This window comes from Chryseobacterium amylolyticum (assembly GCF_051011775.1).
GTDB lineage: Bacteria > Bacteroidota > Bacteroidia > Flavobacteriales > Weeksellaceae > Chryseobacterium.
The window spans coordinates 245,552-268,792 of sequence record NZ_JBPCHX010000006.1; the positions used below are offsets into that span (position 1 = coordinate 245,552).

Genomic DNA, 23,241 nt, shown 5'->3' on the forward strand with positions numbered 1-23,241 from the left:
ACTGTTTTTGTTTCGTCAGATTCTATAATCAGTTTTTTACAGAAAAATATCTTCTGTTTTTTTGTTATCCAGTATCTCAATAGTAAAGCTTATTTTCTGATTTAAAACTTTAATAATGAACGAATTATAATTTAATATGAGCACAATGAATATTGACCTTCACTGCGATTTACTTTATTATCTGCTAAGATCAGGTACCACTCTGGATGATAAAGAGCTGGGCTGTTCTCTTCCTTATCTGCAGGAAGGAAATGTAAAAGTTCAGGTGATGGCCATGTATGCAGGAACAGGAGCAAACAGTACCAATTATGGATTGGAACAAAGCCGGTTATTTTCAAGTCTTACTAAAAATGAGAACTTTTTTCTATTTAATAAGGACAATTACAAAGAGGCTGGCAATGAAAACCGGATAGGAATTACTGCTTCCATTGAAAATGCATCCGCTTTCTGTGATGAAAATCAAAGTCTTGACTCCGGATTCAAAAATCTGGAAACGATGATTGAGAATGTAGAAAAAGTCTTTTACATTGGAATAACGCATCACCTTGAAAACCGTTTTGGAGGGGGAAATAATGCCACCGCCGGCTTAAAGGATGATGGAAAAGTCCTGATTGATTATATTGCTGACCGCAATATTGCTATTGATCTGGCTCATACAAGTGATCAGCTGGCCTACGATATTTTCACTTATATTGATCAGAGAAACTATTCAATTCCGGTTCTGGCAAGTCATTCCAACTACAGGTCTGTTTATCAGAACAACAGAAATCTTCCTGATGAACTTGTAAAGGAAGTAATTAAAAGGAAAGGGCTGATTGGTCTGAATTTTATCAAAGATTATGTAGATGCGGAAAACCCGGATAGAGTTTACGAGCATATCCGATATGGGTTAGATCTTGGCGGAGAAAACAGTATCGCCTATGGAGCAGACTATTTCTATTGGAAGGATCATCCTGAGACATCCCGTCATCCTTTTTTCTTTCCTGAACATTCCAATGCTTCGGGATACCCTGCAATCAATAAAGAAATTGAAAAACGATTTTCATCTGAACTGGCAGAAAAAATCAGCCACAGAAATGCTCTGAATTTTATAGAAAATATGTATAAGTAGGATACCGTTAAGATAATTTTATTATCCTGCAGATTTGGAAATTAAAACAGATTTATATTCATCTGTGATCATAAGCTAAATCTGCGGGATTTTTTACTGTTTTATTTTACATTAAATAATGTATTTTAATATGCTTAAAAACAGGTGTTTATTTTGTGCTGGTTAATGTTTTCTTTTATACCTTACTTTCTGCTTGATAATTTCAATAACATCCACATGCTGGACTTTAGACTTGATCCATCCATGAATGTCAATATAGAATAATGAACGTCTGTAATATTCATTTTTTGAGAATTCTTCCAGCTTTTTATCAAAATTTTCAAAGGCTTTCTGTCTCTGATCCGGCAGCTGATTATTAAGAATCTTAAAAAACTGAATGCTTTCAAAATGGAATTCTTCCGGTTTTTTCATTTTTCTGGCAAACTTCAGTGTAGAAGCAATAAATTCATCATAATCTTCATCTTTACCCGATTCATATTTCGCCATTAAGATCAGAATTCTTGTATGGAACAGGAGATCCTCCTGTACATTACCTTTGGATTCTATTACCCTCATTGAATACTCAATTGATTTCTCAAACATTTTACTGCCGAAAAACATGGCAGCCATTTTAAGGTAAAGAATCATAAAATGATGCTCATCAATTCTCTCTCTCAGCTTTTCCATTTTCAATTCCACTTCAGGAATAAGTTTTGTGCCGGTAAAAAATTCTCCTTTTACAAAATGAATATTCATCAATGTATTGTATTGGGTAAGGAAAATAAGGGACTGAAGATTTTCATTCTGAACAAAATTCTCCGCATGTACCATTTTATTAAAATTCTCAAAATGCTCCTCCAGAATATCAATATTTCCATACAGGAAAAGGATCTTGAGCAGATAAGTATTTCCTTTGATATACCAAACCGGATGACTGTAAATCATTTCGGGCTTCTTATGAAAGAGATCTACCCACTGATAAGCATATTTCAGAGTGTATTTATAATCCTGCAAAAGCTGGTTCTTCCACACATGAGCTTTATAATACCATAATTTTTCAGTGAAATTCAGTTTTTCGGGATTGATATTTTTAATTTCAGCATTGAAAATATCCATGACTTCCTGCCGGTCTGTATCATTTTTTACATAACCATGGGTAAGCATTTCACTGTATAACTTCAACGAAAGGTTGGAAAGTTTTGTGGTGTAGCGGTTTTGTTTACTGATCTCCTGAGACTGTTTGATAAGCTCTTCAGCGCGGCCTTCGATACTTCGTGTAATGAATTGTGATTCAATTACTTTCTCAAGGTCAATAATTTCGGAAGCAATACTTTTTTCGTCCAGCTCCAGCGCAGTCTGTTTAGTCTTATCTAATATTTTTAAAGCCTGCTTATAAAGACCTTTCTGGTACAGAATATTGGCAAAATCCAGCTGTTCCCGAAGCTGAATTCTATAATTCTGATGACTCGGGTTCATACGAAGGCTTACCAGAATCTGTTTATAAAGATGCGCTTTAAGGTTGGAAAGCTGTTGTTTGGTAGAAATTTTTTTCTCAATAATCACCGTTTCATCATATTCCTTCATTTTATCCATCTCAGAAAAGAGCAGAAGAAATTTAGCATCAACATTAATTCCGAGACGGTTTACATACAGCTTAAACTGTCGCTTTTCAGAAGTAGTCAATGACTTTACCAATACAAACAAAAAATCTTTCTGCAATTCTGCCATTGTAAATTTTTATAAATTAAATTACTGATTAATAGATAAATAAGATTGTTTTTTCAACTGTTGAATATTGTAATTTTCAAAAAATGTGAAAATGAAAAAATATTGCAAGCTGTAGTTTTGAATCAAAATTAAGTAAAAAACTTCATTTATGAATTCCGAAAAAATTGAAATTTTTGATACGACACTGAGAGACGGGGAGCAGGTTCCGGGATGTAAACTGAATACGGAACAGAAACTGATTATTGCTGAAAAGCTTGATGAGCTGGGAATTGATATCATTGAAGCAGGGTTTCCGATTTCCAGTCCGGGAGATTTTGAATCGGTTTCAGAAATTTCAAAACTGGTAAGAAATGCTAAGGTATGCGGATTAACAAGAGCCAATAAAAAAGATATTGATACGGCAGCGGAAGCTTTGAAATTTGCAAAAAGACCAAGAATTCATACCGGTATCGGAACTTCGGATTCTCATATTAAATACAAATTCAACTCAACAAGGGAAGATATTATTGAAAGAGCGGCAGAAGCAGTAAGGTATGCCAAAACATATGTGGAAGATGTAGAATTCTATGCTGAAGATGCAGGAAGAACAGATAATGAATATCTTGCAAGGGTTTGTGAAGCCGTTATTAAAGCCGGAGCTACAGTACTGAACATTCCCGATACAACAGGATACTGTCTGCCGGAAGAATACGGTCAGAAAATAAAATATCTGAGAGAAAATGTAAAGGGTATTGAAAAAGCAGTATTGTCGTGCCATTGTCATAACGATCTCGGATTGGCTACTGCCAATTCTATTGCCGGGGCAATTAACGGAGCACGCCAGATTGAATGTACCATCAACGGGCTGGGAGAAAGAGCTGGCAATACAGCATTGGAAGAAGTTGTAATGATTTTAAAACAGCATAAAGACCTGAATCTGTATACCAATGTAAATTCCAGAATGCTGAATGAGATGAGTGCCATGGTATCCGATCTGATGGGAATGGCAGTGCAGCCCAACAAAGCTATTGTAGGAGCCAATGCTTTTGCCCACAGCTCGGGAATTCATCAGGATGGAGTGATCAAAAACAGGGAAACCTATGAAATCATTGATCCTGCAGAAGTAGGAGTGAACGCCTCTTCCATTATCCTTACGGCCAGAAGCGGGCGCTCGGCTTTGGCGTATCGTTTTAAACATATCGGGTATGAAGTTACCAAGAATGAACTTGATTACCTGTACCAGGAATTTCTGAAGATCGCTGACCTTAAAAAAGAAATAGATAATGAGGATCTCAACATGATGATGCATTCTTTCGCCAGAAAAATAGGATAGGTTTGATTTAAAATCAAGATAAAGTAAACAATGAACAACAGTAAAAAGACACTTTTTGATAAAGTTTGGGACGCTCACGTGGTAGAAACCATTCCTGACGGACCTCAGATCATTTATATAGACAAACACCTGATTCATGAGGTAACCAGTCCTCAGGCTTTTGCAGAACTGGAATCCAGAAACCTGGAAATATTCAGACCGGAACAGATTGTTGCCACCGCGGATCATAATGTACCCACTTTGCATCAGGAGCAGCCTATCAGAGATGAACTTTCAAGAAATCAGGTAGAACAGCTTACGGAAAACTGTAAGAAAAATAATATCGAACTTTTCGGATTAGGGCATCAGTATCAAGGAATCGTACATATTATCGCTCCGGAACTGGGAATTACCCAGCCAGGAATGAGTATTGTTTGCGGTGACAGTCATACCTCTACCCACGGAGCATTTGGAACTATCGCTTTTGGAATAGGAACAAGCCAGGTCGCTCAGGTATTTGCCAGCCAATGTTTATTGCTGAATAAACCGAAATCAATGAGAATTACAGTCAATGGCAAATTGAACGAAAATGTTCAGCCTAAAGATGTGATTCTTTATATCATTTCAAAAATAGGAACAGACGGAGGAACGGGATATTTCTGTGAATATGCAGGGAATGTATTTGAAGAAATGTCGATGGAAGGAAGAATGACCGTGTGCAATATGAGTATTGAAATGGGGGCCAGAGGAGGAATGATTGCTCCGGATGATACCACTTTTGAATACGTAAAAGGAAGAAAATTCGCACCGGAAGGAGAAGAATGGGAAGAAAAAGTAGAGTACTGGAAGACATTGAAAACCGATGAAGGTGCTGTATTTGATAAAGAACTAAGTTTTGATGCATCAGATATTTATCCGATGATTACTTACGGTACCAATCCGGGAATGGGTATTTCAATCCGTGAACTTATTCCTGCGCCGCAGAATGAATCTGAAGAGAAGGCATTACAATATATGGGACTGGAAGCCGGACAAGCAGTTAACAGTATCAGGGTTAATTATGTTTTTATAGGAAGCTGTACCAATGCAAGGATAGAAGATTTCCGTTCTGCAGCTCAGTACATCAAAGGAAAAAGCAAAGCGGAAGCGGTAAAAGCATTGATCGTTCCCGGATCTCAGCAGGTGGTGAAACAGATTTATGAGGAAGGACTGGATAAAATCTTTAATGATGCAGGTTTTCAGATCCGTCAGCCGGGATGCTCTGCATGTCTGGCAATGAATGATGACAAGATTCCGGAAGGAGAATATTGTGTTTCCACTTCCAACAGAAACTTTGAAGGCAGGCAGGGTCAGGGGGCAAGAACTATTCTTGCCAGTCCGCTCACTGCAGCAAAAGCAGCCATAGAAGGTAAAATTTCAGCTTTTGAAAGTTTAAACTAAACCCCTTAAAAGTACATGCAAAAATTAGTTATTATAAAATCCACTGCGGTTCCGTTACCGGCAGAAAATATAGATACAGATCAGATTATTCCTGCAAGATTTCTTAAAAGTATAGACCGGAAAGGTTTCGGAGAGAATCTGTTCAGAGACTGGAGGTTTAATATTCATACAGGAGAACCGAATCCTGATTTTGTTTTAAACAATCCTAGGTTCAGTGGTGAAATTCTTGTCGCCGGAAACAATTTCGGCTGCGGAAGCAGCAGGGAGCATGCGGCCTGGGCGTTAACAGATTATGGCTTTAAAGTCATCATTTCAAGTTATTTTGCTGATATATTCAAAGGAAATGCTTTGAATAACGGACTTCTTCCTGTAAAGGTTTCCGAAGGGTTTTTAAAAGAAATTTTAGAAGGAATCAATGAAAATCCTGATCAGGAAATTGCTATTGACGTAGAATTACAGTCTGTCAGTTTCAAGGATACCACAGAAACCTTTGAATTGGACTCTTATAAAAAAATATGCCTGCTGAACGGTTATGATGATATTGATTTCTTAATCAGCAGAAAACAGGCCATTACAGAATTTGAACTAAAAACACAAAAAACAAATGAGCGACAATTATTTTAAAATCGCGGTTCTTCCAGGAGACGGGATCGGCCCGGAAATTATCAGTGAAAGCATTAAAATATTAGATACTATTGCTGAAGTTTTTCAATGTAAATTTCATTTTGACTACGGATTAATCGGAGCAGAAGCTATTTTTAAGACAGGAAATCCTCTGCCTGAAGAGACATTAAAGATATGTAAAGAATCAGATGCTGTACTTTTCGGAGCTATCGGCGATCCGGTGTTTGATAATAATCCGGAAGCAAAAGTAAGGCCTGAACAGGGATTGTTAAAACTTCGTAAAGAGCTGGGACTGTTTGCCAATATCCGTCCATTGAAGACATATCCGTCACTGATCGATAAGAGTCCGCTGAAAAGGGAAATTATTGAAGGTGCTGATATCCAGATTTTCAGAGAGCTGGTAAGCGGAATTTATTTTGGTGAAAAATTTACTGACCCGGATGGAGCATATGCTTATGACGTTTGCAAATACAGCCGTGAAGATATTATTCCGATTGCACATATGGCATTTCAGGAAGCCCGGAAAAGAAAGAAGAAGCTTACGCTTATTGATAAAGCAAATGTTCTTGATACTTCGAGGTTGTGGAGAAAAACCTGCCAGGAAATTGCCCCTGAATATCCTGATGTACAGCTTGATTATATGTTTGTAGACAATGCCGCCATGCAGCTGATTCTTAATCCTAAGCATTTTGATGTTATTTTAACGGAAAATATGTTTGGCGATATTATTTCAGACGAAGCAAGTGTGATCGGTGGTTCTATCGGGTTGTTACCGTCTGCTTCAGTAGGAGAGAAGAATGCTCTGTTTGAGCCTATCCATGGGTCTTATCCTCAGGCTAAAGGAAAAGGTATTGCAAATCCTGTTGCTTCTATTTTAAGTGTGGCTATGATGCTGGATCATCTTAATTTACAGGCTGCAGCTGATAAATTGAGACAGTCTGTAGAACATGCTATTGAAAATAAATATGTTACCGTTGATCTTAATACGAAACAATATTATTCCACAAGTGAAGTGGGAAGCTTTATTGCAGACCATATCAGATATTCCGAAACATCATATTATAATTTTGAAAATGTAAAGATCGGGAAATCCACCATTGTATAGAAAACAAAAGTTCAGTTAGATAGTTAGAACGAAAAGTTCCGCCTCACATGAGACGGAACTTTTCAATTATAAAAAGTCTTATTACTTTTTGTCTTTTGTATTATCCGTTTTTCCTGATTTGTTCTTTGATGATTTCTGTATATCTTCTTTGTCAATATCAGGCGGATTGGTCTTTTTCGATGCAGCAGGAATATTCTGAAAATCCTGATTTTGCTTTTTGGTCTCTGCTGTATTGGCAGATTCTTTCTTTTTGGTGTTTCCTTTTGTATCCATGACTTTACGTTTTAAGTTCCAAGAACATGTAAATTAATATTCAAAGGGTTTGCCAAAGGGGAAAATTTAAAGTCCCAAAATACCAATTTTACCGGTTTTGTCCTCTATGGTATAATTCAGGGCTTTTGCCAAAACAAAAATATTATTCAGGTTTTCCATCAATTGTTTGCGGCCTTCATTTCTCAGCTGATTCTGGTCAATTGATTTTTCTGCTGTTTCCTTAGCTTTTGCTGTAACGTTTTTAATATCCTTTTCTGAAATTCTGTTAATGAAAGAATCATCCAGAGATTGAATCTCAACACTTGGCGTAATTCGGATCTCAGCATCAGGAAGCTCAGTAATCACCAGCTTTTTATTGATGGAATCTACTTCAATCTTCATTTTATTAAGATCATAGGAAACCTGTGCATTAGTTTTGGTATAGGTTATAATACTGTTGCTGGAGATTTCTTTTCCAAAAACTTCATAACCCATCTTGGTTTTCTGCATGCTGGAAGTATTCTGTTCCAATACCACCATTTTATTCATCTTGGAAATCTGATTGGTCAGGATATAATAATCCGACTGTTCCGTTTTATTTCCAAGATTCAGGCAGGACTTCAGACCAAAGAACAGAAGTACCATAGCGCCGGCACCGGCTGCAAAGGATAATATGGTTCTATAATTTCTCAAAATCTATTTAAAAATTTCTTTGATAACAGATGAATCATTCTTTTTAAGAATTTCAGCTAAATCTCTTTCAATATATCCGCTGGTAGGCATTTCTACAATTCTTCCCACTTCTTTTCCATATCTTTTCAGGATAATGGTAGGAACTTTCTGAAGATTGTAAAGGCTTTCATCCCCGGTAGGAGATTCTTTTTTGCGGTTTACTGCAATGATAGTCAGTTTGTTTTCCGGATAATTTACGGCTTCCAATATTTTCATCAGTCTCGGAAAATCTCTGTGGCTGTCTTCACACCATGTTCCCATGAAAACAAGGATGTCATAAGACCCGATTTTCTCTTTTTTTAATTCACTGACTGCTTTTTGGTCAAGGACATATTCATCATGTTCTTTTACGTACCAATCTGCATAAGGCGCTTTTAAAAACTGCTCTTTCAGTTGGTTTCCCAAAAGCATTTTGCCGTCATTCTGAGTGTCAACCTCGCGGTTTACCACTACTTTTTGAGCGCTAAGCTGTTGTGCAGCTAAAAATAAGCTTGAAACGGCAACAATATTGGTAATAAATTTTTTCATATTTTATTTTTCGATAATTGATTTTAAATCAGCAGGAGAGTAGTATTTGTTTTTTAATACTTTATGATCTGCCTGTCTGTAAACATTAAATTTTTCTCCGGACTTTTCATAGAAAGATTCTACTTCTTTTTCCTTGTAAAATTCAACTGTTTCTTTTGCCTGCTCTTCATTATCACATGCTTTCGACATATTGGAACGCTGAACTTCGTTGAATAGCTCTACAAATTTGTTGCCAAGTCCGAATTCCAGCACCGCACCACTTAAAACATACTGTAAATCACAAAGTGCATCTGCAATTTCTACAATATTATTATCGGCAATCGCCTGTTTTAACTCATTAAGTTCTTCCTGTAAAAGTTCTACTCTGAGATTGCATCTTTCCGGAGAAGGAATTTGTGGGGTATCTAAAATAGGGGCTTTGAAAGTAGTATGGAATTCTGCTACTTGGTTCAGACTATCAATTTTATCCATGAATTTTTTATTTCCCACAAAGATAGAAAAGGATTTGTAAAATGTGAAATATACAGGGATAAAATGCAAAGCACAAAAGAACTGCTTTTTGAGAATCTTAATCTAAATCTCTTGATTTAAAATTAAATGGCATTCTGAATTTTGATTTTATAGGTTGTCCTTTAATTTTTCCGGGATTCCATTTTACTTTGATTTTTTTCAAAATAAATTTTATATCCTCAAAAAACGGTTCGCTATTATCTATTTTAGGTTCGATATCTACGGTAGAAATACTGCCGTCCGTATCTATGGTGAAAGAAATAATAAATTTTCCGTTCGCACTATATGATGTAGGATCTAAATATCCTTCCAGTTTTTTATGGATTTGTTTTCTCAACTCATGCGATCCACCAGGCAGGTCAGGATATTGGTATAGTTTTGAAAGGTCGTAATCGGGTTTATAATTTTCAAAAAAGTCTTGTGGAAAAAAAGGAAAATCAAAATAAGCAATGGCTTTTTCTCCGTTTTCTTCCGCAGGATGCCAGTTTTTCAGGCTTCCTATAGACTTTATAGCGAGATCGAATGCACATTTATTTTTTTCTATAATAGCATCATCACTCTTTTTCTTTACCAAAGAAGGTTTACCGGTGTTATCAATTTTTAAGGTTACAAAATACATCTGGTTTTTATCACAAGGTTTTGCACCGCTTTTCAGAAAATAGTTCTGCATGTCTGCAGACATTTGGACAGGACCTTCTTTATAAGGGAACTGACCTTCAGGATATTTAGACAGTGTTTTTTGTGAAAATACTGATCCAAAGTATAGTGCAAAAAGAAATAGGGCTATTTTTCTCATTTGTAGACGTGCTTCATGGTTGAAATTAGTTTGTCTGCTAAGTTAAGAAAAAGTCTACAACTTTAAAGTTGTAGACCTTTATAATATTAATGGAAATGATTTCAGTTATTCGTATTTCCAGATACCGGAAATCGTTAATATTTCCAGACCCGGTTGTTTTTCTCCATAGCTGAATACACAGATGTATTTTGAATGACATGAAGTACAGTCCGTACCAAAGTATAATGTTGGCAGATCATTGACTGTCAGTTCTCCGAAATGAAGCACTCTTTGAGAGGTTTCGTTGACAATTCCCTGTTTTAATAATTCATCTTTGGATAATACTTTATTTTCATTATAAAGCTGAAAGATGGGATATCCTGATTCGTAGGGAGCTATTGCAATCGTGTTTTTGTTCCCGCAATCACAGCAGCTGAAAGTGGTTATTGCTGAAGGGAGAGCCTCATCATTGATGAAAGAGCTTTTTTCAACAGAAGTTTTTCCGGTAATGCTTATTTTTTCTGATATTGAATACATTTGGGCTGATTTATGGCTGAATAACTGTGCCTGCTAAGTTATTATATTTTCCGCTGGGGCTTTTCTTAATGGTTACTTTTATATAGCCTTCTTCAGCCAGTTTATTCCAGGTTTTCTGATAGCCGGTATTGATATCAATCGGAATTTTCCACATGGTTTGCTTTCCTTTTCCGGCCTGGCCAAACCATGGAATAATATCTGCGGTCTGGGTTTTAAACTGCATTGAATTATTCAAAACATCAATTTCGTAATAAAAATCATATTTGTTTTCAGGCTGATTTAAAGCTCTTTGTGTGAAAGTATAAGTATAACCGTTGATGATCGGGCTTGTAAAGCTTCCCCCTAAAGTAGGAACTCCATTGCCGGTATAATTGCCCACGGCTCCGCTGTATCTGTCAAATTTCTGTCCAACCTGCAAAGGAACATCATCAACGATGTTGTAGCCACCGTTGGCAGGAGGCCATCCTCCATTTAAATTGTTTGCCTTGAAAAGTGCTTCCAGCTCGTTCCATTTGCCCTGTTTGTAAAGATCGTAGGCCTGATTTCTGACAGACTGGCTTACAGTGTTATTCGGATCGTAAGTTACCGCCAGTTCATCAGCGTTTTTATAGAATACAATGGTGACATCAGAATTGGTTTCTGGCTCGTCATCTCTGTCAGAACTGCAGGCGATGGAGAAGGTGGTGATCGTTAAGATAAAAAAGTACTTAAATAAATGTTTCATATAAAAAATTAAATTATTTTAAACGATTAGGTATTAAAGGGCTGCCTTTTTGAAACATTATTTCTTTACATAAGCCTTTGGAAATGCTAAGGTGAATAGCAGTAATACTTTGCAGTCAATATAATTGGATTTATGAACCGGAATTGTTCAAGTACTAAATTATCCCAAAACAGAGTCAAAAGAAGCAACGGTATCAGGTGTTAAAAGCGTTTTAGGAGCTCCCTTAAATACAAACTGGGTAAACGGTACAATAAAAAATATTATTATTTGGTAAATTTAAATCAAAAAACTCAAATACTGGTGATTTTTATTTAAATAAAATAATTATGCAGGATTAATAGCAGTCATAAATGTTTTTGATATGATATTTTATATTAAAAATAAAACTGCCCCTTTACGGAGCAGTTTTTCACATCGTTTAATTTTAAAGTTATTAATTTTTAATAAATCTCTTAGAAGATTCTCCAATTTGAATCATATAAGCACCTTTGATAAGATTGCTTACGTTCACAGAGCCTCTTTGAAGTTTTCCTGAGTCAATTAGTTTTCCACCCATATCGAAGATCTTATAATCTTCTGAAGTCGTATTGGAAATATAAAGGATATCTCTCACAGGGTTTGGATAGAGCTTCACATCTGTGATCAGATCTTTGGTATTCTGAATATCTCCTTTTCCGGAAGATACAATGTTAAGCGTGTAATCCTCAACCTGGCCATAGGTGAATGCTTCACAAGATGAAGTAGGGATAGAGCTGTATTTCATCATTACTCTCATTCTTGTAGATCCTACAGTTGCTGTAGATGGAATCGTAATAGAGCCTGTTACCGGACTGGTTGTAGAGCCCGCTTTTGTCCATGCTAATTCTCCACTGTCTGTAAAATCTCCGTCACCGTTGTAATCAATATAAACAGCATATGCTTCGCTGTATTTTGTAGATGTCCAAACCGGAGTGATGGAAATTGTATAGGCATTTCCTCTTGTAACATTTGTGGAAACTGAAGTGAAGTTTTCATAACCTGCAGTTCCTGTAGAAGTATTATTAATAGATCCGAATGTTACATTTCCGATTCTTTCATCAGCAGTATTGGATGCTGAAGAAGAACAGTAAGTAACAGTTCCGCCTGAAAGAGTGGTAACGCTTACTGTATTGCTGGAAACAGAAGCATTTCCTGCTGCGTCTTTTGCTTTCACAGAGAAAGAGTAAGTAGTTGCAGGAGTAAGTCCTGTTACAGTATACGTTGTAGAAGCCGTTGAGCCGATTAATGAAGTCCCCTGATATACATCATAGCCTGTAACTCCTACATTATCTGTAGCGCCGGACCATGAAAGATTGGTTGTAGTAGAAGTTGTTCCCGAAGCGGCAAGGGTAGGCGCTGTAGGAGCAACGGTATCAGGAGTTCCGGAACCTGCATTTACAGAAATATTGGCATTGTTGACATCAAAGAAAATGTGGTTTGATCCTTTTACCATAATTCTTCCAGTAGTTGTATTGACATTAGGAATCGTTACAGCCTGTGAGCCGTCATTCGGAGTTCCTGCCAACAGCGTCGTCCACGTATTTCCATTGTCTGTTGACCACAGGATGTCTACGTTAGCTGCATTTACACCATTTGCTGTAGTTCCTGCAACATTCCATGTTACGGTCTGAGAACTTCCTCCGGCATATGTTGTTGCTGAATTCTGGGAAGTGATATTAAATGGACCGGCAGTTCCGTTTACCGTGATAACAGCATCGTCAGAATTATTTCCTGAACCTCCTGCTTTGTTGTCACGAACGGTAAATCTGAAATTTAATGTTCTGGCAACAGAAGAAAGCGCTTCTACGGTGATTTCAGAACCTGCTGTAGTGGTTGCGCCTGTCAGAACAGAAGCCATTCTTGGGAAATATCTTACAGGTACAGTTGTTGGAGTCCATGATCTGAAGTTAGGCCCTGAAGCTTTTGTTGCGCTTGCTGCTGAGCTAGCACCTGTCTGAGAAGAAGAGGCATTGTCCATTTGTTCCCAGATGTACGTTAAAGAATCTCCGTCGGCATCCGTTCCGGTACCTGTCAGTACGAATGGAGTTCCTTTTGGAATAGTATAGTCTAAACCTGCGTTGGCAGTAGGAATTGAGTTTCCTGTATTGGTATTGACAGAACAGGTTTTAGCTTTAATGTTATTGGTAATCTGTTGAATGCTTATTGCATGGAAGAATGCATCGGAATGCGGCTGGATATCCTGGCTTGTAATTCCTGCATATCCCATGATGGTTGATCCTGAACCTGGTTCCATATTGGCACCTGTTCCTTCGTTATTCATAGAGAAAGTGTGATTACCACCAAACTGATGCCCCATCTCGTGAGCTACATAATCGATGTCAAAATTGTCTCCTGAAGGAATGGCATCAGCCGGAGAGGTGTATCCGCTTCCTTTGGATCCGTTTGTACAGATACAGCCGATACATCCTGCGTTTCCACCGCCCCCTGAAGCACCGAACAGGTGTCCGATATCATAGTTCGCTTCACCAATTACGGATGTAAGAGTACTTTGTAACTGAGAATTCCAGTTGCTCATTCCTGAAGCTGCAGAATAAGGGTCAGTAGAAGCATTGGTGTAAATTACAGAATCATTGTTGGAGATAAGAACCATTCTTGCTGCAAAATCTTTTTCAAAAACACCGTTTACACGGGTCATCGTATTGTTCATTGCGGCCAGAGCCTGTGCTTTGGTACCCCCAAAGTACGTGGTGTATTCCCCTGTACAAGACAATGCAAGTCTGAATGTTCTCAGTTTGGCATCATCAGCATTTGGTCTTGCTGCAAGTGAAGAATTTGAAACGCCTTTCTGTGCAGCTTCTACTACGGTACATTCAAATTTGTTAAGATCGTCTTTTTTGTCAGATTTTCTGTACACAACATAGGAAGAAAGGTCTTTTGTGTACGGTTCAATGAATACAGCAGATTTATCGCCGTAAATTTCCATTGATGACAGCCCGAGTGGAGAAACACTGAAGTAGACTGTGGAATTAGGATCATCCAGACCTTGGCCTACATAGGATTTGATATCCGGATATTTTGCTGCCAACTCAGGGGCAAAATTGGAATTCTCCCTCACTTTAAAATTTTCCATTCTGCCTTCAGAATTCGGAAAAGAGATAATGAGTTCTGATTTTTCGCCTGCAGCCAATCTTTTGGGAGCTTTTGCCAGAGCATTTTTCAATCCGTTGATGTCCAGGTTGTAAACCTTAGGATTGCTGATGCTGTTTTTGTTTTCAAAGATCTCTGATGAAGCTTTTCTGGAACCTTCAGTCCAAAGACGGTCAGTCTGTGCGAAAGAAATACCCGAAATAAGGAGCATTCCAATCAGCGTTAATTGTTTTTTCATATTAAATACTAAATTTGATTGTGGAATACCAAATCTAATAAAAAATATATTATCGAAAACAGAATTTTTTAAGGAAATTTTAGACTTTTAACATAAAATATTATGCGAGACATTGGATATAATTGAAAAAGCTTATTAATAAAAGAAAAGTAAGAATGCTGAAATGAATTTAATTTGTTAAATAAATAAAATATTATCATTTTATTTACTATTTTACTAAAATGAGACAATATAATTTGTTAATTATTTAATGCAATGTAAATGGTATTAGTAAATTAAATGGTCGAAAATGTTGCTGTATATTCTATATTCTGCTTACAAAAAAAGCTGTTTCATTTTTGAAACAGCTTAGTATATTTATTCAATTCTTACTTACATTTTATCATCAGCAGTAGGTCCGTAAAGTCCGGGGACTTTATTTCCGGTTGATCTTAAATAAACCACCAGCTCACCTCTGTGATGGTACAAATGATTATAAAGAAAACCTCTTATCACCTGAACCTTTGGCATAGGAGGAAACAATACATTTCCATCCATTTCCATTTTCCACTCGTTGAAATACGTGTTTTCATCAGAGTTTTCCAGAGCTTTCTGGGCATTGGCAACATTTTCCTCAAATCTGGCAAGGATATTTTCCGCTTTGGAAATGTCTCCTTTGTCATACTTGTATGTACCCATATCAAAAACATCCTGATTAAAAGTAGGTTCATACCAATTGTATACTTCAGCAATGTGGGAGGCAAGCTGACCGGTTGTCCAGTTTTTTTCAGAAGGTTTCCAGTCCAGTGCGCTGTCCGGGATTGCCTGTAAAATTTTTCTGGTGTTTTCGGCTTCATGCAGAAATTCACCTAAGAGTGCCTGTTTAATCATTTGTATTGAGATTTGAAATTATTTTGTAATATCTCTTCCGATTACCAGTCTCTGGATTTCAGAAGTACCTTCACCAATGGTACAAAGTTTAGAGTCTCTGTAGAATTTCTCAGCAGGGAAATCTTTTGTATATCCATATCCTCCGAAGATCTGAACAGCATTATTAGAGATTCTTACGCAGGCTTCAGAAGCGTATAGTTTCGCCATAGCGCCTTCTTTTGTCATTTTTTGTTTTGCATTCTTAAGCGTAGAAGCTCTTTGGATAAGAAGTTCGGCAGCATCAATTTCCGTAGCCATATCTGCCAGCATGAAGTTGATAGCCTGAAAGTCTGCAATTGGTTTTCCAAACTGATGTCTCTCTTTTGCGTACTTCAAAGCAGCTTTGTAAGCTCCTCTTGCGGTACCTAAGCTTAATGCGGCAATAGAAATTCTACCTCCGTCCAGAACTTTCATAGCCTGTTTGAAACCTTCACCTACTTCTCCTAAACGGTGAGAATCCGGTACACGTACGTTGTCAAAGATGAGTTCTGCTGTTTCGGAAGCACGCATTCCCAGTTTATTTTCTTTTTTTCCTGAAGTAAATCCGGGCATACCTTTTTCTAAAACAAAGGCTGTAGAATTATTTTTAGCTCCTTTTTCTCCTGTTCTTGTCATTACTACGGCAATATCTCCTGAAATAGCGTGTGTAATGAAGTTTTTAGCTCCGTTGATGATCCACTCATCACCATCTTTTATAGCGGTAGTAGACATTCCTCCTGAATCTGAACCTGTGTTGTGCTCAGTAAGTCCCCAGGCTCCGATTACTTTTCCTGAAGCCAGCTGAGGAAGCCATTTGTGTCTCTGTTCTTCATTTCCAAATTCATAGATATGATTGGTGCAAAGTGAATTGTGTGCTGCTACAGAAAGACCAATAGAGGGATCAACCTGAGAAATTTCGTCCAGAATAGCAACATATTCATGATAACCCAATCCGGAACCCCCATATTGTTCAGGAACTACGATTCCCATAAAGCCCATCTCACCTAACTGGTGGAATAAGTCTTTTGGAAATGTCTGGCTTTCATCCCATTCCATAATGTTCGGTCTGATATTCTTTTCTGCAAATTCTCTAGCCGTCTCCGCTATCATTTTGATGTTGTCAATAGTCTCTGTATTCATATAATAATAGTTAGTTCCCAAAGATAACCAAATTGATGGAATGCTAAAAAAAAATTATTTTATTCATAATGTTTATCGGCAATGCGTTTAATTTTCAATTTTTTATAATTTTGAGAATTAATAGTTTCTTAATAAATATTCAGTTTTTTACATTTTTTATTTTACTATTTTGGTTTCCCAATTTTAAGGCATGAAAAAAATTCTACTTCCTGTTATCTTAATTTCCTCATATATTTCTGCGCAGGCTCCCCCAGGATATTATAATGGTACTGCCGGATTGACCGGGTATGCATTGAAATCTAAACTTCATGCTATTATTTCGGAAAAAATGATCAACTGGCACTACAATGACCTTCCGGGACTGTATGAGCAGACAGATCTTGATAAATATTATGATCATGATGCCTCCAATACTGAATATCTGCTGGATATTTATTCGGAAATACCGGCCGGGCCGGATGCTTATGAGTATAAGATAAATCAGCTCATTGGTAATGGCAGCACGGAAGGCATGGGGTACAACAGGGAACATATGATGCCACAAAGTACATTCAGTACCAGCTCAGCCATTAGTGATTATCCGATGTATTCGGACCTTAATTTTATTATTCCTGCTGATGCAAGGATCAATCAGCTGAGAAACAATTATCCTTATGGAGTAGGAGGTAATACTAATTTCTATAATTTTACCAACGGATCCCGGATAGCCAATGCTGCCATCCCCAATTATCCTTATACCGGAAGAGTTTACGAGCCTGTTAATGAGTTTAAAGGTGATATTGCGAGGACGCTTCTGTATTTTGCCGTGAGATATGAAGGGAAACTGGGTTCATTCAATACGGCTTACAGTACATCAGCGAACATCACACCTGCTACAGACCAATGTCCGTTGGATGGAACTGAAGAAAGGGCTGTTGATCTGGCCTATATTGCAATGCTGAAACAGTGGAGTGCCTCAGATCCGGTTTCACAAAGAGAAATCGACCGGAATAATACCATTTACACCATACAAAAAAACAGAAATCCTTTTATTGACCATCCAGAATGGATTGATATGATCTGGTCAGAAAGTCCTGACAATATTGCCCCTGCAGCACCGGGATCACTGGTTTCCACACAGCAGAATGCTTATTTTGTCAACCTGAGCTGGACCGCTTCTCCTGATACGGATGTTTTAGGATATCGAGTGTATATGAATGGCTCAGCAACACCTGTTGCGGTTACAAAAGGAACTTCTGTCAGCATAGATCATCTGAACCCTTCAACAAATTATACTTTTACGGTGAAAGCTTTTGATAAAGGATATCTGGAATCACCTTTCAGCAATACTGTTACAGCTTCAACCATTGCTTCTGATACCTATGCTCCGGATCTTATGATCACCAAGTATATATCCGGAACAAATACGGAATTCATCAGGAATAATGCGTTGGAAATTGTTAATAAAACCGGACATGAGGTTAATCTGAATAACTACAGAATCAATATCCAGTTTAAAAATAACACTACAAATGCTATCTATAATGGAGATACCTATGAGCTGGAAGGGAAAGTAGGTAACAATGAAACTTTTGTTATTCTGAACCCTAAATCAACGTTATCATGCTATACGAATGCTGAGGCAAGATTTGTAACAGCTTCTGATCCTATGATGTTTGCTGGGGAGAATTATGTAGAGCTTGCTTATAATAAAACGGTTACTGTAGATGCTATCGGGGTAAAATATACCATCAATAACAATGGTAATGTATCTTTATACAGAAAGAGTACGATCAATCAGCCTAACAGTACATTTACTATCAGTGAGTGGGATTCTTATCCATCCAATTACTGTCAGAACCTGGGCACATTGTCTGCCACAGAACTGATTGCTGATCATAATGAATTTACCATTTATCCGAACCCGGTTGATGATCATCTTTATGTGAACGGAGAGACTGACAAAGTGAAAACAGCCCAGATCATAGATCTTTCCGGAAAAGTGATTTATACTGAAAAAGATCCTTTCAGATATAAGAAAGATATTTCTGTACAAGATATTCCAACTGGAATTTACTTCTTAAAGCTTGATGAAAAGGCACATCAGTTTATTAAAAAATAAATAAAATCAGATTTAAATACGATCATGTCAACCCTAACAGGTTCTTAAAACCTATTAGGGTTATTTTCTTAAAGCAGGAGTGATAACAGGAATAAGCTCCCTGTAAAAAAAACCTGAAAAAGTAGAGTTAAAATAAAATGTAACTGTAAAGATTTTACTTGTTTTTGCTTTTACTGATTTTTTTAGTTTAATATAAATTCTTAAAAACCTTATGTTTACCACATTATCGATATAAGCAGATTCACTAATAATCAATATCTATAAGGGTTTCTGCTTATATTTTTTATATATAAGTAATTATGCTTATATTTGCAGTATGATAGCGGTCATTACCGGTGATATTATAAATTCACAGCATGCGGACACTGAAGTTTGGATTACCAGGCTTAAACATCTTCTCGAAAAATGGGGAAGCGCTCCTCACACATGGGAAATCTACAGGGGAGATGAGTTTCAGTTCAAGTGCAGGATTGATGACGTTTTCTGGCGTTTTCTAGCCATAAAATCTCTTATTAAAAGTGTTGAAAATTTAGATGTAAGGATGGCCATAGGTATTGGTGAAGAAAGTTTCTCTTCTGAGAAAATTACGGAATCTAATGGTACTGCTTATGTGAATTCCGGCAGACTGCTGAATGACCTTAAAAGTGACGGACATACCGTTGCTATCAAAACATCCAGTGATCCGGTAGACAGAGATCTTAATATTCTGTTGAAATGGTCGTCCAAGGATTTTGACAACTGGACGATGGCAACGGCAGAGATTATTCATGAAATGATCATGAATCAGGATATCACCCAGGAAGATCTTGCCAAGAGATTTGCCATTTCACAGTCTTCGGTAAGCCAGAGGCTGAAGCGAGCCAACTATGAGCTCATCGTGGAAACCAATCAGTATTTCAGAAAGAAAATCTCGGAACTATAAGCATGATCTTCATCAAACTCATATTGGCACATCTACTCGGAGATTTTACACTTCAGCCAAATTCATGGGTTGCAGATAAGGAGAACTATAAACTGAAAAGTAAGTTTTTATACCTTCACGTTCTGATACACACCGCTTTAAGCCTTATTTTTCTTTGGGACCTTCAGCTTTGGTGGGTAGCCGTTCTGGTAGGAATCACTCACTTTATTATTGATGCAGCCAAGCTTACATTTCAAAATGTAAAGACTAAGAAAAGATGGTTTTTCATTGACCAGCTGCTGCACATTTTAGTGATTGCAGGAGTTTCTTTTTATTTTCAGGAATTCGGCTTCGGGTTTTTACAGAATCAGGAATTTTTAAAGATAATCATGGCGGCGTTGTTTCTTACAACTCCTGCTTCTGTTTTTATCAAAATCCTATTGTCATCATGGACACCCGCTCCGGATGGCCCCAACACTATTCAAACCGAATCTTTATCAAGTGCCGGAAAATATATCGGAATTTTAGAACGTCTTATGGTCTTCACTTTTATCATGGTGAATCACTGGGAAGGCGTAGGTTTCATGGTGGCTGCCAAATCTGTCTTCAGGTTCAGCGACCTTGCGCAGGCAAAACAGAGAAAACTAACAGAATATGTATTAATTGGTACACTGCTGAGTTTCGGACTGGCTGTCTTAACAGGAATAATAATAAAATAAATCAATAAATCTAACTACAATTTAGAAAGTAAAATTATGAGTCAAAAGAAAGAAATGTTGTACGAGGGGAAAGCAAAACAGGTATTTGCAACCGATAATCCTGATGAAGTAGTAGTACGTTTCAAAGACGATGCTACAGCATTTAACGCTCAAAAAAGAGGTCAGGTAGACCTTAAAGGGGAAATGAACAATGCGATCACCACCCTTATTTTTGAATATTTAAATGAAAAAGGGATTAAAACTCATTTCATCAAAAAACTAGACGAAAGAGAGCAGCTGGTAAGAAAAGTATCTATCATTCCTTTGGAAATGGTTGTAAGAAACTATTCGGCTGGAAGCATGGCACAAAGATTAGGAGTGGAAGAAGGAATTAAATCTCCGGTAACCATCTTCGATATCTGCTATAAAAAAGATGAGCTGGGAGATCCGCTTATCAATGATCACCATGCCGTTTTCTTAGGAGCAGCTACTTATGAAGAGCTTGACGAAATGTATGAGCTGTCTTCAGATATCAATGACATTCTTATCGAACTGTTTGACAAAATCAATATCATTCTGGTGGATTTCAAAATCGAATTAGGAAAAACTTCAGACGGTGAAATCATCTTAGCAGACGAGATCTCTCCTGATACCTGCAGACTTTGGGATAAAGATACCATGAAGAAATTAGACAAAGACAGATTCAGAAGAGACTTAGGAGAAGTTACTGAGGCTTATGTGGAAATCTATAACCGTCTTAAGAATTTACTTGCAAAATAATTTCAGAAATTAGAAGTTAGATATTAGAAATTAATATGAAATCACATCGGATAGAAGATTTGAAAGTTTAGAATACATCAATGGTTTTAGTTAAAGAGATTTATTTGATCTCAGCTGATTACCAATGGAAGAAAAATTCGGGCTGCAATCTCAAAACAAAAGATGTGCTGTTTCAATACCTTCTAATATGGCTGAAGGAGCCGGAAGAAATAATAAAATGAGTTCTATCAGTTTCTCGGAATTGCGTTTGGTTCTACTTATGAATTACAAACTCAACTTCAGTTATTGATTGATTTGAATTTTGTTTCTGAAAGTAAAATTGCTCCAATAAAAGAACTTTTAGCTGAAATTCAGAAAATGCTTTATTCATTAAAAGCAAGTTTAAAATTATAATTGAAGTTAACTTAGACTAATTTCTAACATCTAATATCTAACTTCTAATCATTAGAAAAAATAGAAATGAAAAGTTTAGACATTCATAAAAGTGAATATTTAAAACAGTTTGAAACCCAGACTTACGGAAGAAATCTTTTCAGAACTCAGGAAGAGGAAAGACTGGATGCTCCTAATGAAGAGTGTGGGATCTTCGGATTGTATTCGGATAATGATCTGGATACATTCTCTCTTTCACAGTTCGGACTTTTTGCTTTGCAGCACAGAGGTCAGGAAGCTTGTGGTATCTCCGTTTTAAAAGATGGAAGAATCACAAATATGAAAGACGAAGGACTTGTTCTGGATGTTTATAAAGACATTCACGAACCTGAAACTTTTATGGGAAATTCTGCAATCGGGCATACCCGTTATACCACTGCAGGAGATAAAAAGAAATATAATTTCCAGCCATTTTTCGCAAAAAACGAATATGACCAGATTATACTTTCTATAGCACACAATGGAAACCTTACGAATGCAAAAGAATTAAAAGCAGAACTGGAAGCCGAAGGGGTTGTTTTCAGAGCGACTTCCGATTCTGAAGTGATCCTGAGACTGATCCAGAAAAATCTCGATTTAGGTCTTCGTGGAGCTATTAAAGCTACAATGGAAAAGATTGAAGGTGCTTATTCCGTAGTTGGAATGACGAGAAATAAATTCTTTGCATTCAGAGACTTCAATGGCATCCGTCCGCTGGTATTGGGAGCCATTGATGAGAAATCGTATGTTGTAGCTTCGGAATCTGTTGCATTAGATGCTGTAGGAGCGCAGTATGTACGTGATATCCTTCCTGGTGAGATCATTTATACCAATGAAAACGAACCTGGAAAACTTCATTCTTATATGATGGATGAGACGAAAGGAAAGCAGAGAATCTGTTCTTTTGAATATATTTATTTTGCCAGACCTGACTCTACACTTGAAAACATCAATGTTTATGAGATCAGAGAAAAATCCGGTGAAAAAATCTGGGAACAGGCTCCTGTAGAAGCTGATTTAGTAATTGGAGTTCCGGATTCCGGAGTTCCTGCTGCCATTGGCTTCTCAAAAGCTTCCGGAATCCCTTTCCGTCCGGTTCTGATCAAAAACAGATATATCGGAAGAAGTTTCATCGTTCCTACACAGGAAATGAGAGAAAGGGTAGTGAACCTTAAACTGAACCCGATTATCTCTGAGATGAAAGATAAGAGAGTTGTGATCATTGATGACTCAATCGTTCGTGGGACAACATCAAAAAGGCTGGTTAAAATCCTGAAAGATGCAGGAGTGAAAGAGATTCATTTCAGAAGTGTTTCTCCGCCAATTATTGCTCCTTGTTACCTTGGAATTGATACTCCATCCAAAGATGATCTGATCTCTGCCAATATGACTACAGAAGAACTTAAAAATTATTTGGGAGTAGATTCTTTAGAGTTTTTGAGCATAGACAACCTGAAAGAAATTTTAGGTTCTGCTAATCACTGCTTCGGATGTTTTACAGAAGAATATCCTGTAGGAAAAGGAGAAGAAACAGATTTATTCAATTAATCTCTTTTAATGAAATAATAAAAAGAACCGGGTATCAGCCTGGTTCTTTTGCTTTATAAATGTAGCAAAAGCTT

General features: G+C 37.1%; 21 protein-coding genes and 1 pseudogene. 11 read left to right on the top strand and 11 right to left on the bottom strand.

What is annotated here, in order from left to right; translation table 11 throughout:
* Positions 1–136: 136 nt before the first annotated feature.
* On the top strand, positions 137–1,111 hold the full coding sequence (locus ACR1PO_RS17605) for a dipeptidase (protein ID WP_433987610.1): 975 nt from the start codon (positions 137–139) through the stop codon (positions 1,109–1,111).
* A 162-nt stretch (positions 1,112–1,273) separates the two neighbouring features.
* On the opposite strand, the gene ACR1PO_RS17610 is transcribed toward ACR1PO_RS17605, so the two are convergent.
* Positions 1,274–2,818, bottom strand: coding sequence for a hypothetical protein (locus ACR1PO_RS17610; RefSeq protein WP_433987611.1), 1,545 nt, complete (start codon positions 2,816–2,818; stop codon positions 1,274–1,276).
* A 148-nt stretch (positions 2,819–2,966) separates the two neighbouring features.
* On the opposite strand from ACR1PO_RS17610, the gene ACR1PO_RS17615 reads away from it, so the two are divergent.
* The 4 genes from ACR1PO_RS17615 to leuB are packed head-to-tail and all read left to right on the top strand — an operon-like array spanning position 2,967 to position 7,278.
* Complete coding sequence (locus tag ACR1PO_RS17615; protein ID WP_433987612.1) at positions 2,967–4,130, top strand: 2-isopropylmalate synthase; 1,164 nt, start codon at positions 2,967–2,969, stop codon at positions 4,128–4,130.
* 30 nt (positions 4,131–4,160) lie between these two features.
* Complete coding sequence (gene leuC, locus ACR1PO_RS17620; protein WP_332386883.1) at positions 4,161–5,549, top strand: 3-isopropylmalate dehydratase large subunit; 1,389 nt, start codon at positions 4,161–4,163, stop codon at positions 5,547–5,549.
* Between the two features lie 15 nt (positions 5,550–5,564).
* Entirely contained in the window at positions 5,565–6,173 is a 609-nt protein-coding gene (leuD, locus tag ACR1PO_RS17625; protein ID WP_332386882.1) for a 3-isopropylmalate dehydratase small subunit, read from the top strand.
* On the top strand, positions 6,154–7,278 hold the full coding sequence (gene leuB, locus ACR1PO_RS17630; protein WP_433987613.1) for a 3-isopropylmalate dehydrogenase: 1,125 nt from the start codon (positions 6,154–6,156) through the stop codon (positions 7,276–7,278). The genes leuD and leuB overlap by 20 nt, the downstream gene beginning before the upstream one ends.
* Before the next feature lie 81 nt (positions 7,279–7,359).
* Here the strand turns inward: leuB and ACR1PO_RS17635 are convergent, their stop codons facing one another.
* The 10 genes from ACR1PO_RS17635 to ACR1PO_RS17680 all read right to left on the bottom strand — a co-directional run bounded on the left by ACR1PO_RS17635 (position 7,360) and on the right by ACR1PO_RS17680 (position 16,728).
* Positions 7,360–7,551, bottom strand: coding sequence for a hypothetical protein (locus tag ACR1PO_RS17635; RefSeq protein WP_232720363.1), 192 nt, complete (start codon positions 7,549–7,551; stop codon positions 7,360–7,362).
* A gap of 66 nt (positions 7,552–7,617) precedes the next feature.
* On the bottom strand, positions 7,618–8,223 hold the full coding sequence (locus ACR1PO_RS17640) for a DUF4230 domain-containing protein (protein ID WP_233333014.1): 606 nt from the start codon (positions 8,221–8,223) through the stop codon (positions 7,618–7,620).
* Positions 8,224–8,226: 3 nt separating this feature from the next.
* Positions 8,227–8,790 carry a TlpA family protein disulfide reductase gene (locus ACR1PO_RS17645; RefSeq protein ID WP_433987614.1) on the bottom strand — a complete coding sequence of 188 codons (564 nt, stop codon included), beginning with the start codon at positions 8,788–8,790 and terminating at the stop codon, positions 8,227–8,229.
* Between the two features lie 3 nt (positions 8,791–8,793).
* The gene (locus ACR1PO_RS17650) at positions 8,794–9,261 is read right to left on the bottom strand and encodes a pyrophosphohydrolase domain-containing protein (protein ID WP_034694493.1); all 468 of its coding nucleotides are present in this window, start codon (positions 9,259–9,261) and stop codon (positions 8,794–8,796) included.
* Positions 9,262–9,358: 97 nt separating this feature from the next.
* Positions 9,359–10,096, bottom strand: coding sequence for an energy transducer TonB (locus tag ACR1PO_RS17655; protein WP_433987615.1), 738 nt, complete (start codon positions 10,094–10,096; stop codon positions 9,359–9,361).
* Between the two features lie 105 nt (positions 10,097–10,201).
* A complete protein-coding gene (locus ACR1PO_RS17660) occupies positions 10,202–10,612 on the bottom strand; it encodes a hypothetical protein (protein WP_332386876.1) in 411 nt (136 codons plus the stop codon).
* 10 nt (positions 10,613–10,622) lie between these two features.
* Positions 10,623–11,336 carry a hypothetical protein gene (locus ACR1PO_RS17665; protein WP_433987616.1) on the bottom strand — a complete coding sequence of 238 codons (714 nt, stop codon included), beginning with the start codon at positions 11,334–11,336 and terminating at the stop codon, positions 10,623–10,625.
* Between the two features lie 433 nt (positions 11,337–11,769).
* Positions 11,770–14,700: a reprolysin-like metallopeptidase gene (locus ACR1PO_RS17670; RefSeq protein WP_433987617.1), complete on the bottom strand. Its 2,931-nt coding sequence runs from the start codon at positions 14,698–14,700 to the stop codon at positions 11,770–11,772.
* 372 nt (positions 14,701–15,072) lie between these two features.
* Positions 15,073–15,570, bottom strand: a complete 498-nt coding sequence (locus ACR1PO_RS17675; RefSeq protein ID WP_433987618.1) for a DinB family protein — start codon at positions 15,568–15,570, stop codon at positions 15,073–15,075.
* Positions 15,571–15,588: 18 nt separating this feature from the next.
* Positions 15,589–16,728: an acyl-CoA dehydrogenase family protein gene (locus ACR1PO_RS17680; RefSeq protein ID WP_433987619.1), complete on the bottom strand. Its 1,140-nt coding sequence runs from the start codon at positions 16,726–16,728 to the stop codon at positions 15,589–15,591.
* Positions 16,729–16,918: 190 nt separating this feature from the next.
* Here ACR1PO_RS17680 and ACR1PO_RS17685 point away from each other — a divergent pair, with 190 nt between their 5' ends.
* The 6 genes and pseudogenes from ACR1PO_RS17685 to purF all read left to right on the top strand — a co-directional run bounded on the left by ACR1PO_RS17685 (position 16,919) and on the right by purF (position 23,167).
* The gene (locus ACR1PO_RS17685) at positions 16,919–18,829 is read left to right on the top strand and encodes an endonuclease (RefSeq protein WP_433987620.1); all 1,911 of its coding nucleotides are present in this window, start codon (positions 16,919–16,921) and stop codon (positions 18,827–18,829) included.
* A gap of 316 nt (positions 18,830–19,145) precedes the next feature.
* Entirely contained in the window at positions 19,146–19,751 is a 606-nt protein-coding gene (locus tag ACR1PO_RS17690) for a SatD family protein (RefSeq protein WP_110008839.1), read from the top strand.
* 2 nt (positions 19,752–19,753) lie between these two features.
* Positions 19,754–20,449, top strand: coding sequence for a DUF3307 domain-containing protein (locus ACR1PO_RS17695; RefSeq protein WP_433987621.1), 696 nt, complete (start codon positions 19,754–19,756; stop codon positions 20,447–20,449).
* A 36-nt stretch (positions 20,450–20,485) separates the two neighbouring features.
* Positions 20,486–21,208, top strand: a complete 723-nt coding sequence (purC, locus tag ACR1PO_RS17700) for a phosphoribosylaminoimidazolesuccinocarboxamide synthase (RefSeq protein ID WP_233333021.1) — start codon at positions 20,486–20,488, stop codon at positions 21,206–21,208.
* Positions 21,209–21,332: 124 nt separating this feature from the next.
* A pseudogene (locus tag ACR1PO_RS17705) lies at positions 21,333–21,601 on the top strand (four helix bundle protein).
* Positions 21,602–21,667: 66 nt separating this feature from the next.
* On the top strand, positions 21,668–23,167 hold the full coding sequence (gene purF / locus ACR1PO_RS17710) for an amidophosphoribosyltransferase (RefSeq protein WP_433987622.1): 1,500 nt from the start codon (positions 21,668–21,670) through the stop codon (positions 23,165–23,167).
* Positions 23,168–23,241: the final 74 nt, after the last annotated feature.

Bases quoted from the DNA above. Each gene is read 5' to 3' on its own strand.
- ACR1PO_RS17690 (WP_110008839.1), top strand. From the start codon at position 19,146: ATGATAGCGGTCATTACCGGTGATATTATAAATTCACAGCATGCGGAC.
- ACR1PO_RS17655 (WP_433987615.1), bottom strand. From the start codon at position 10,096: ATGAGAAAAATAGCCCTATTTCTTTTTGCACTATACTTTGGATCAGTA.
- ACR1PO_RS17650 (WP_034694493.1), bottom strand. From the start codon at position 9,261: ATGGATAAAATTGATAGTCTGAACCAAGTAGCAGAATTCCATACTACT.
- ACR1PO_RS17670 (WP_433987617.1), bottom strand. From the start codon at position 14,700: ATGAAAAAACAATTAACGCTGATTGGAATGCTCCTTATTTCGGGTATT.
- leuD (WP_332386882.1), top strand. From the start codon at position 5,565: ATGCAAAAATTAGTTATTATAAAATCCACTGCGGTTCCGTTACCGGCA.
- ACR1PO_RS17610 (WP_433987611.1), bottom strand. From the start codon at position 2,818: ATGGCAGAATTGCAGAAAGATTTTTTGTTTGTATTGGTAAAGTCATTG.
- purF (WP_433987622.1), top strand. From the start codon at position 21,668: ATGAAAAGTTTAGACATTCATAAAAGTGAATATTTAAAACAGTTTGAA.
- ACR1PO_RS17665 (WP_433987616.1), bottom strand. From the start codon at position 11,336: ATGAAACATTTATTTAAGTACTTTTTTATCTTAACGATCACCACCTTC.
- leuC (WP_332386883.1), top strand. From the start codon at position 4,161: ATGAACAACAGTAAAAAGACACTTTTTGATAAAGTTTGGGACGCTCAC.
- ACR1PO_RS17680 (WP_433987619.1), bottom strand. From the start codon at position 16,728: ATGAATACAGAGACTATTGACAACATCAAAATGATAGCGGAGACGGCT.
- ACR1PO_RS17605 (WP_433987610.1), top strand. From the start codon at position 137: ATGAGCACAATGAATATTGACCTTCACTGCGATTTACTTTATTATCTG.
- ACR1PO_RS17635 (WP_232720363.1), bottom strand. From the start codon at position 7,551: ATGGATACAAAAGGAAACACCAAAAAGAAAGAATCTGCCAATACAGCA.
- ACR1PO_RS17645 (WP_433987614.1), bottom strand. From the start codon at position 8,790: ATGAAAAAATTTATTACCAATATTGTTGCCGTTTCAAGCTTATTTTTA.
- ACR1PO_RS17660 (WP_332386876.1), bottom strand. From the start codon at position 10,612: ATGTATTCAATATCAGAAAAAATAAGCATTACCGGAAAAACTTCTGTT.
- ACR1PO_RS17675 (WP_433987618.1), bottom strand. From the start codon at position 15,570: ATGATTAAACAGGCACTCTTAGGTGAATTTCTGCATGAAGCCGAAAAC.
- purC (WP_233333021.1), top strand. From the start codon at position 20,486: ATGAGTCAAAAGAAAGAAATGTTGTACGAGGGGAAAGCAAAACAGGTA.
- ACR1PO_RS17695 (WP_433987621.1), top strand. From the start codon at position 19,754: ATGATCTTCATCAAACTCATATTGGCACATCTACTCGGAGATTTTACA.
- ACR1PO_RS17615 (WP_433987612.1), top strand. From the start codon at position 2,967: ATGAATTCCGAAAAAATTGAAATTTTTGATACGACACTGAGAGACGGG.
- ACR1PO_RS17685 (WP_433987620.1), top strand. From the start codon at position 16,919: ATGAAAAAAATTCTACTTCCTGTTATCTTAATTTCCTCATATATTTCT.
- leuB (WP_433987613.1), top strand. From the start codon at position 6,154: ATGAGCGACAATTATTTTAAAATCGCGGTTCTTCCAGGAGACGGGATC.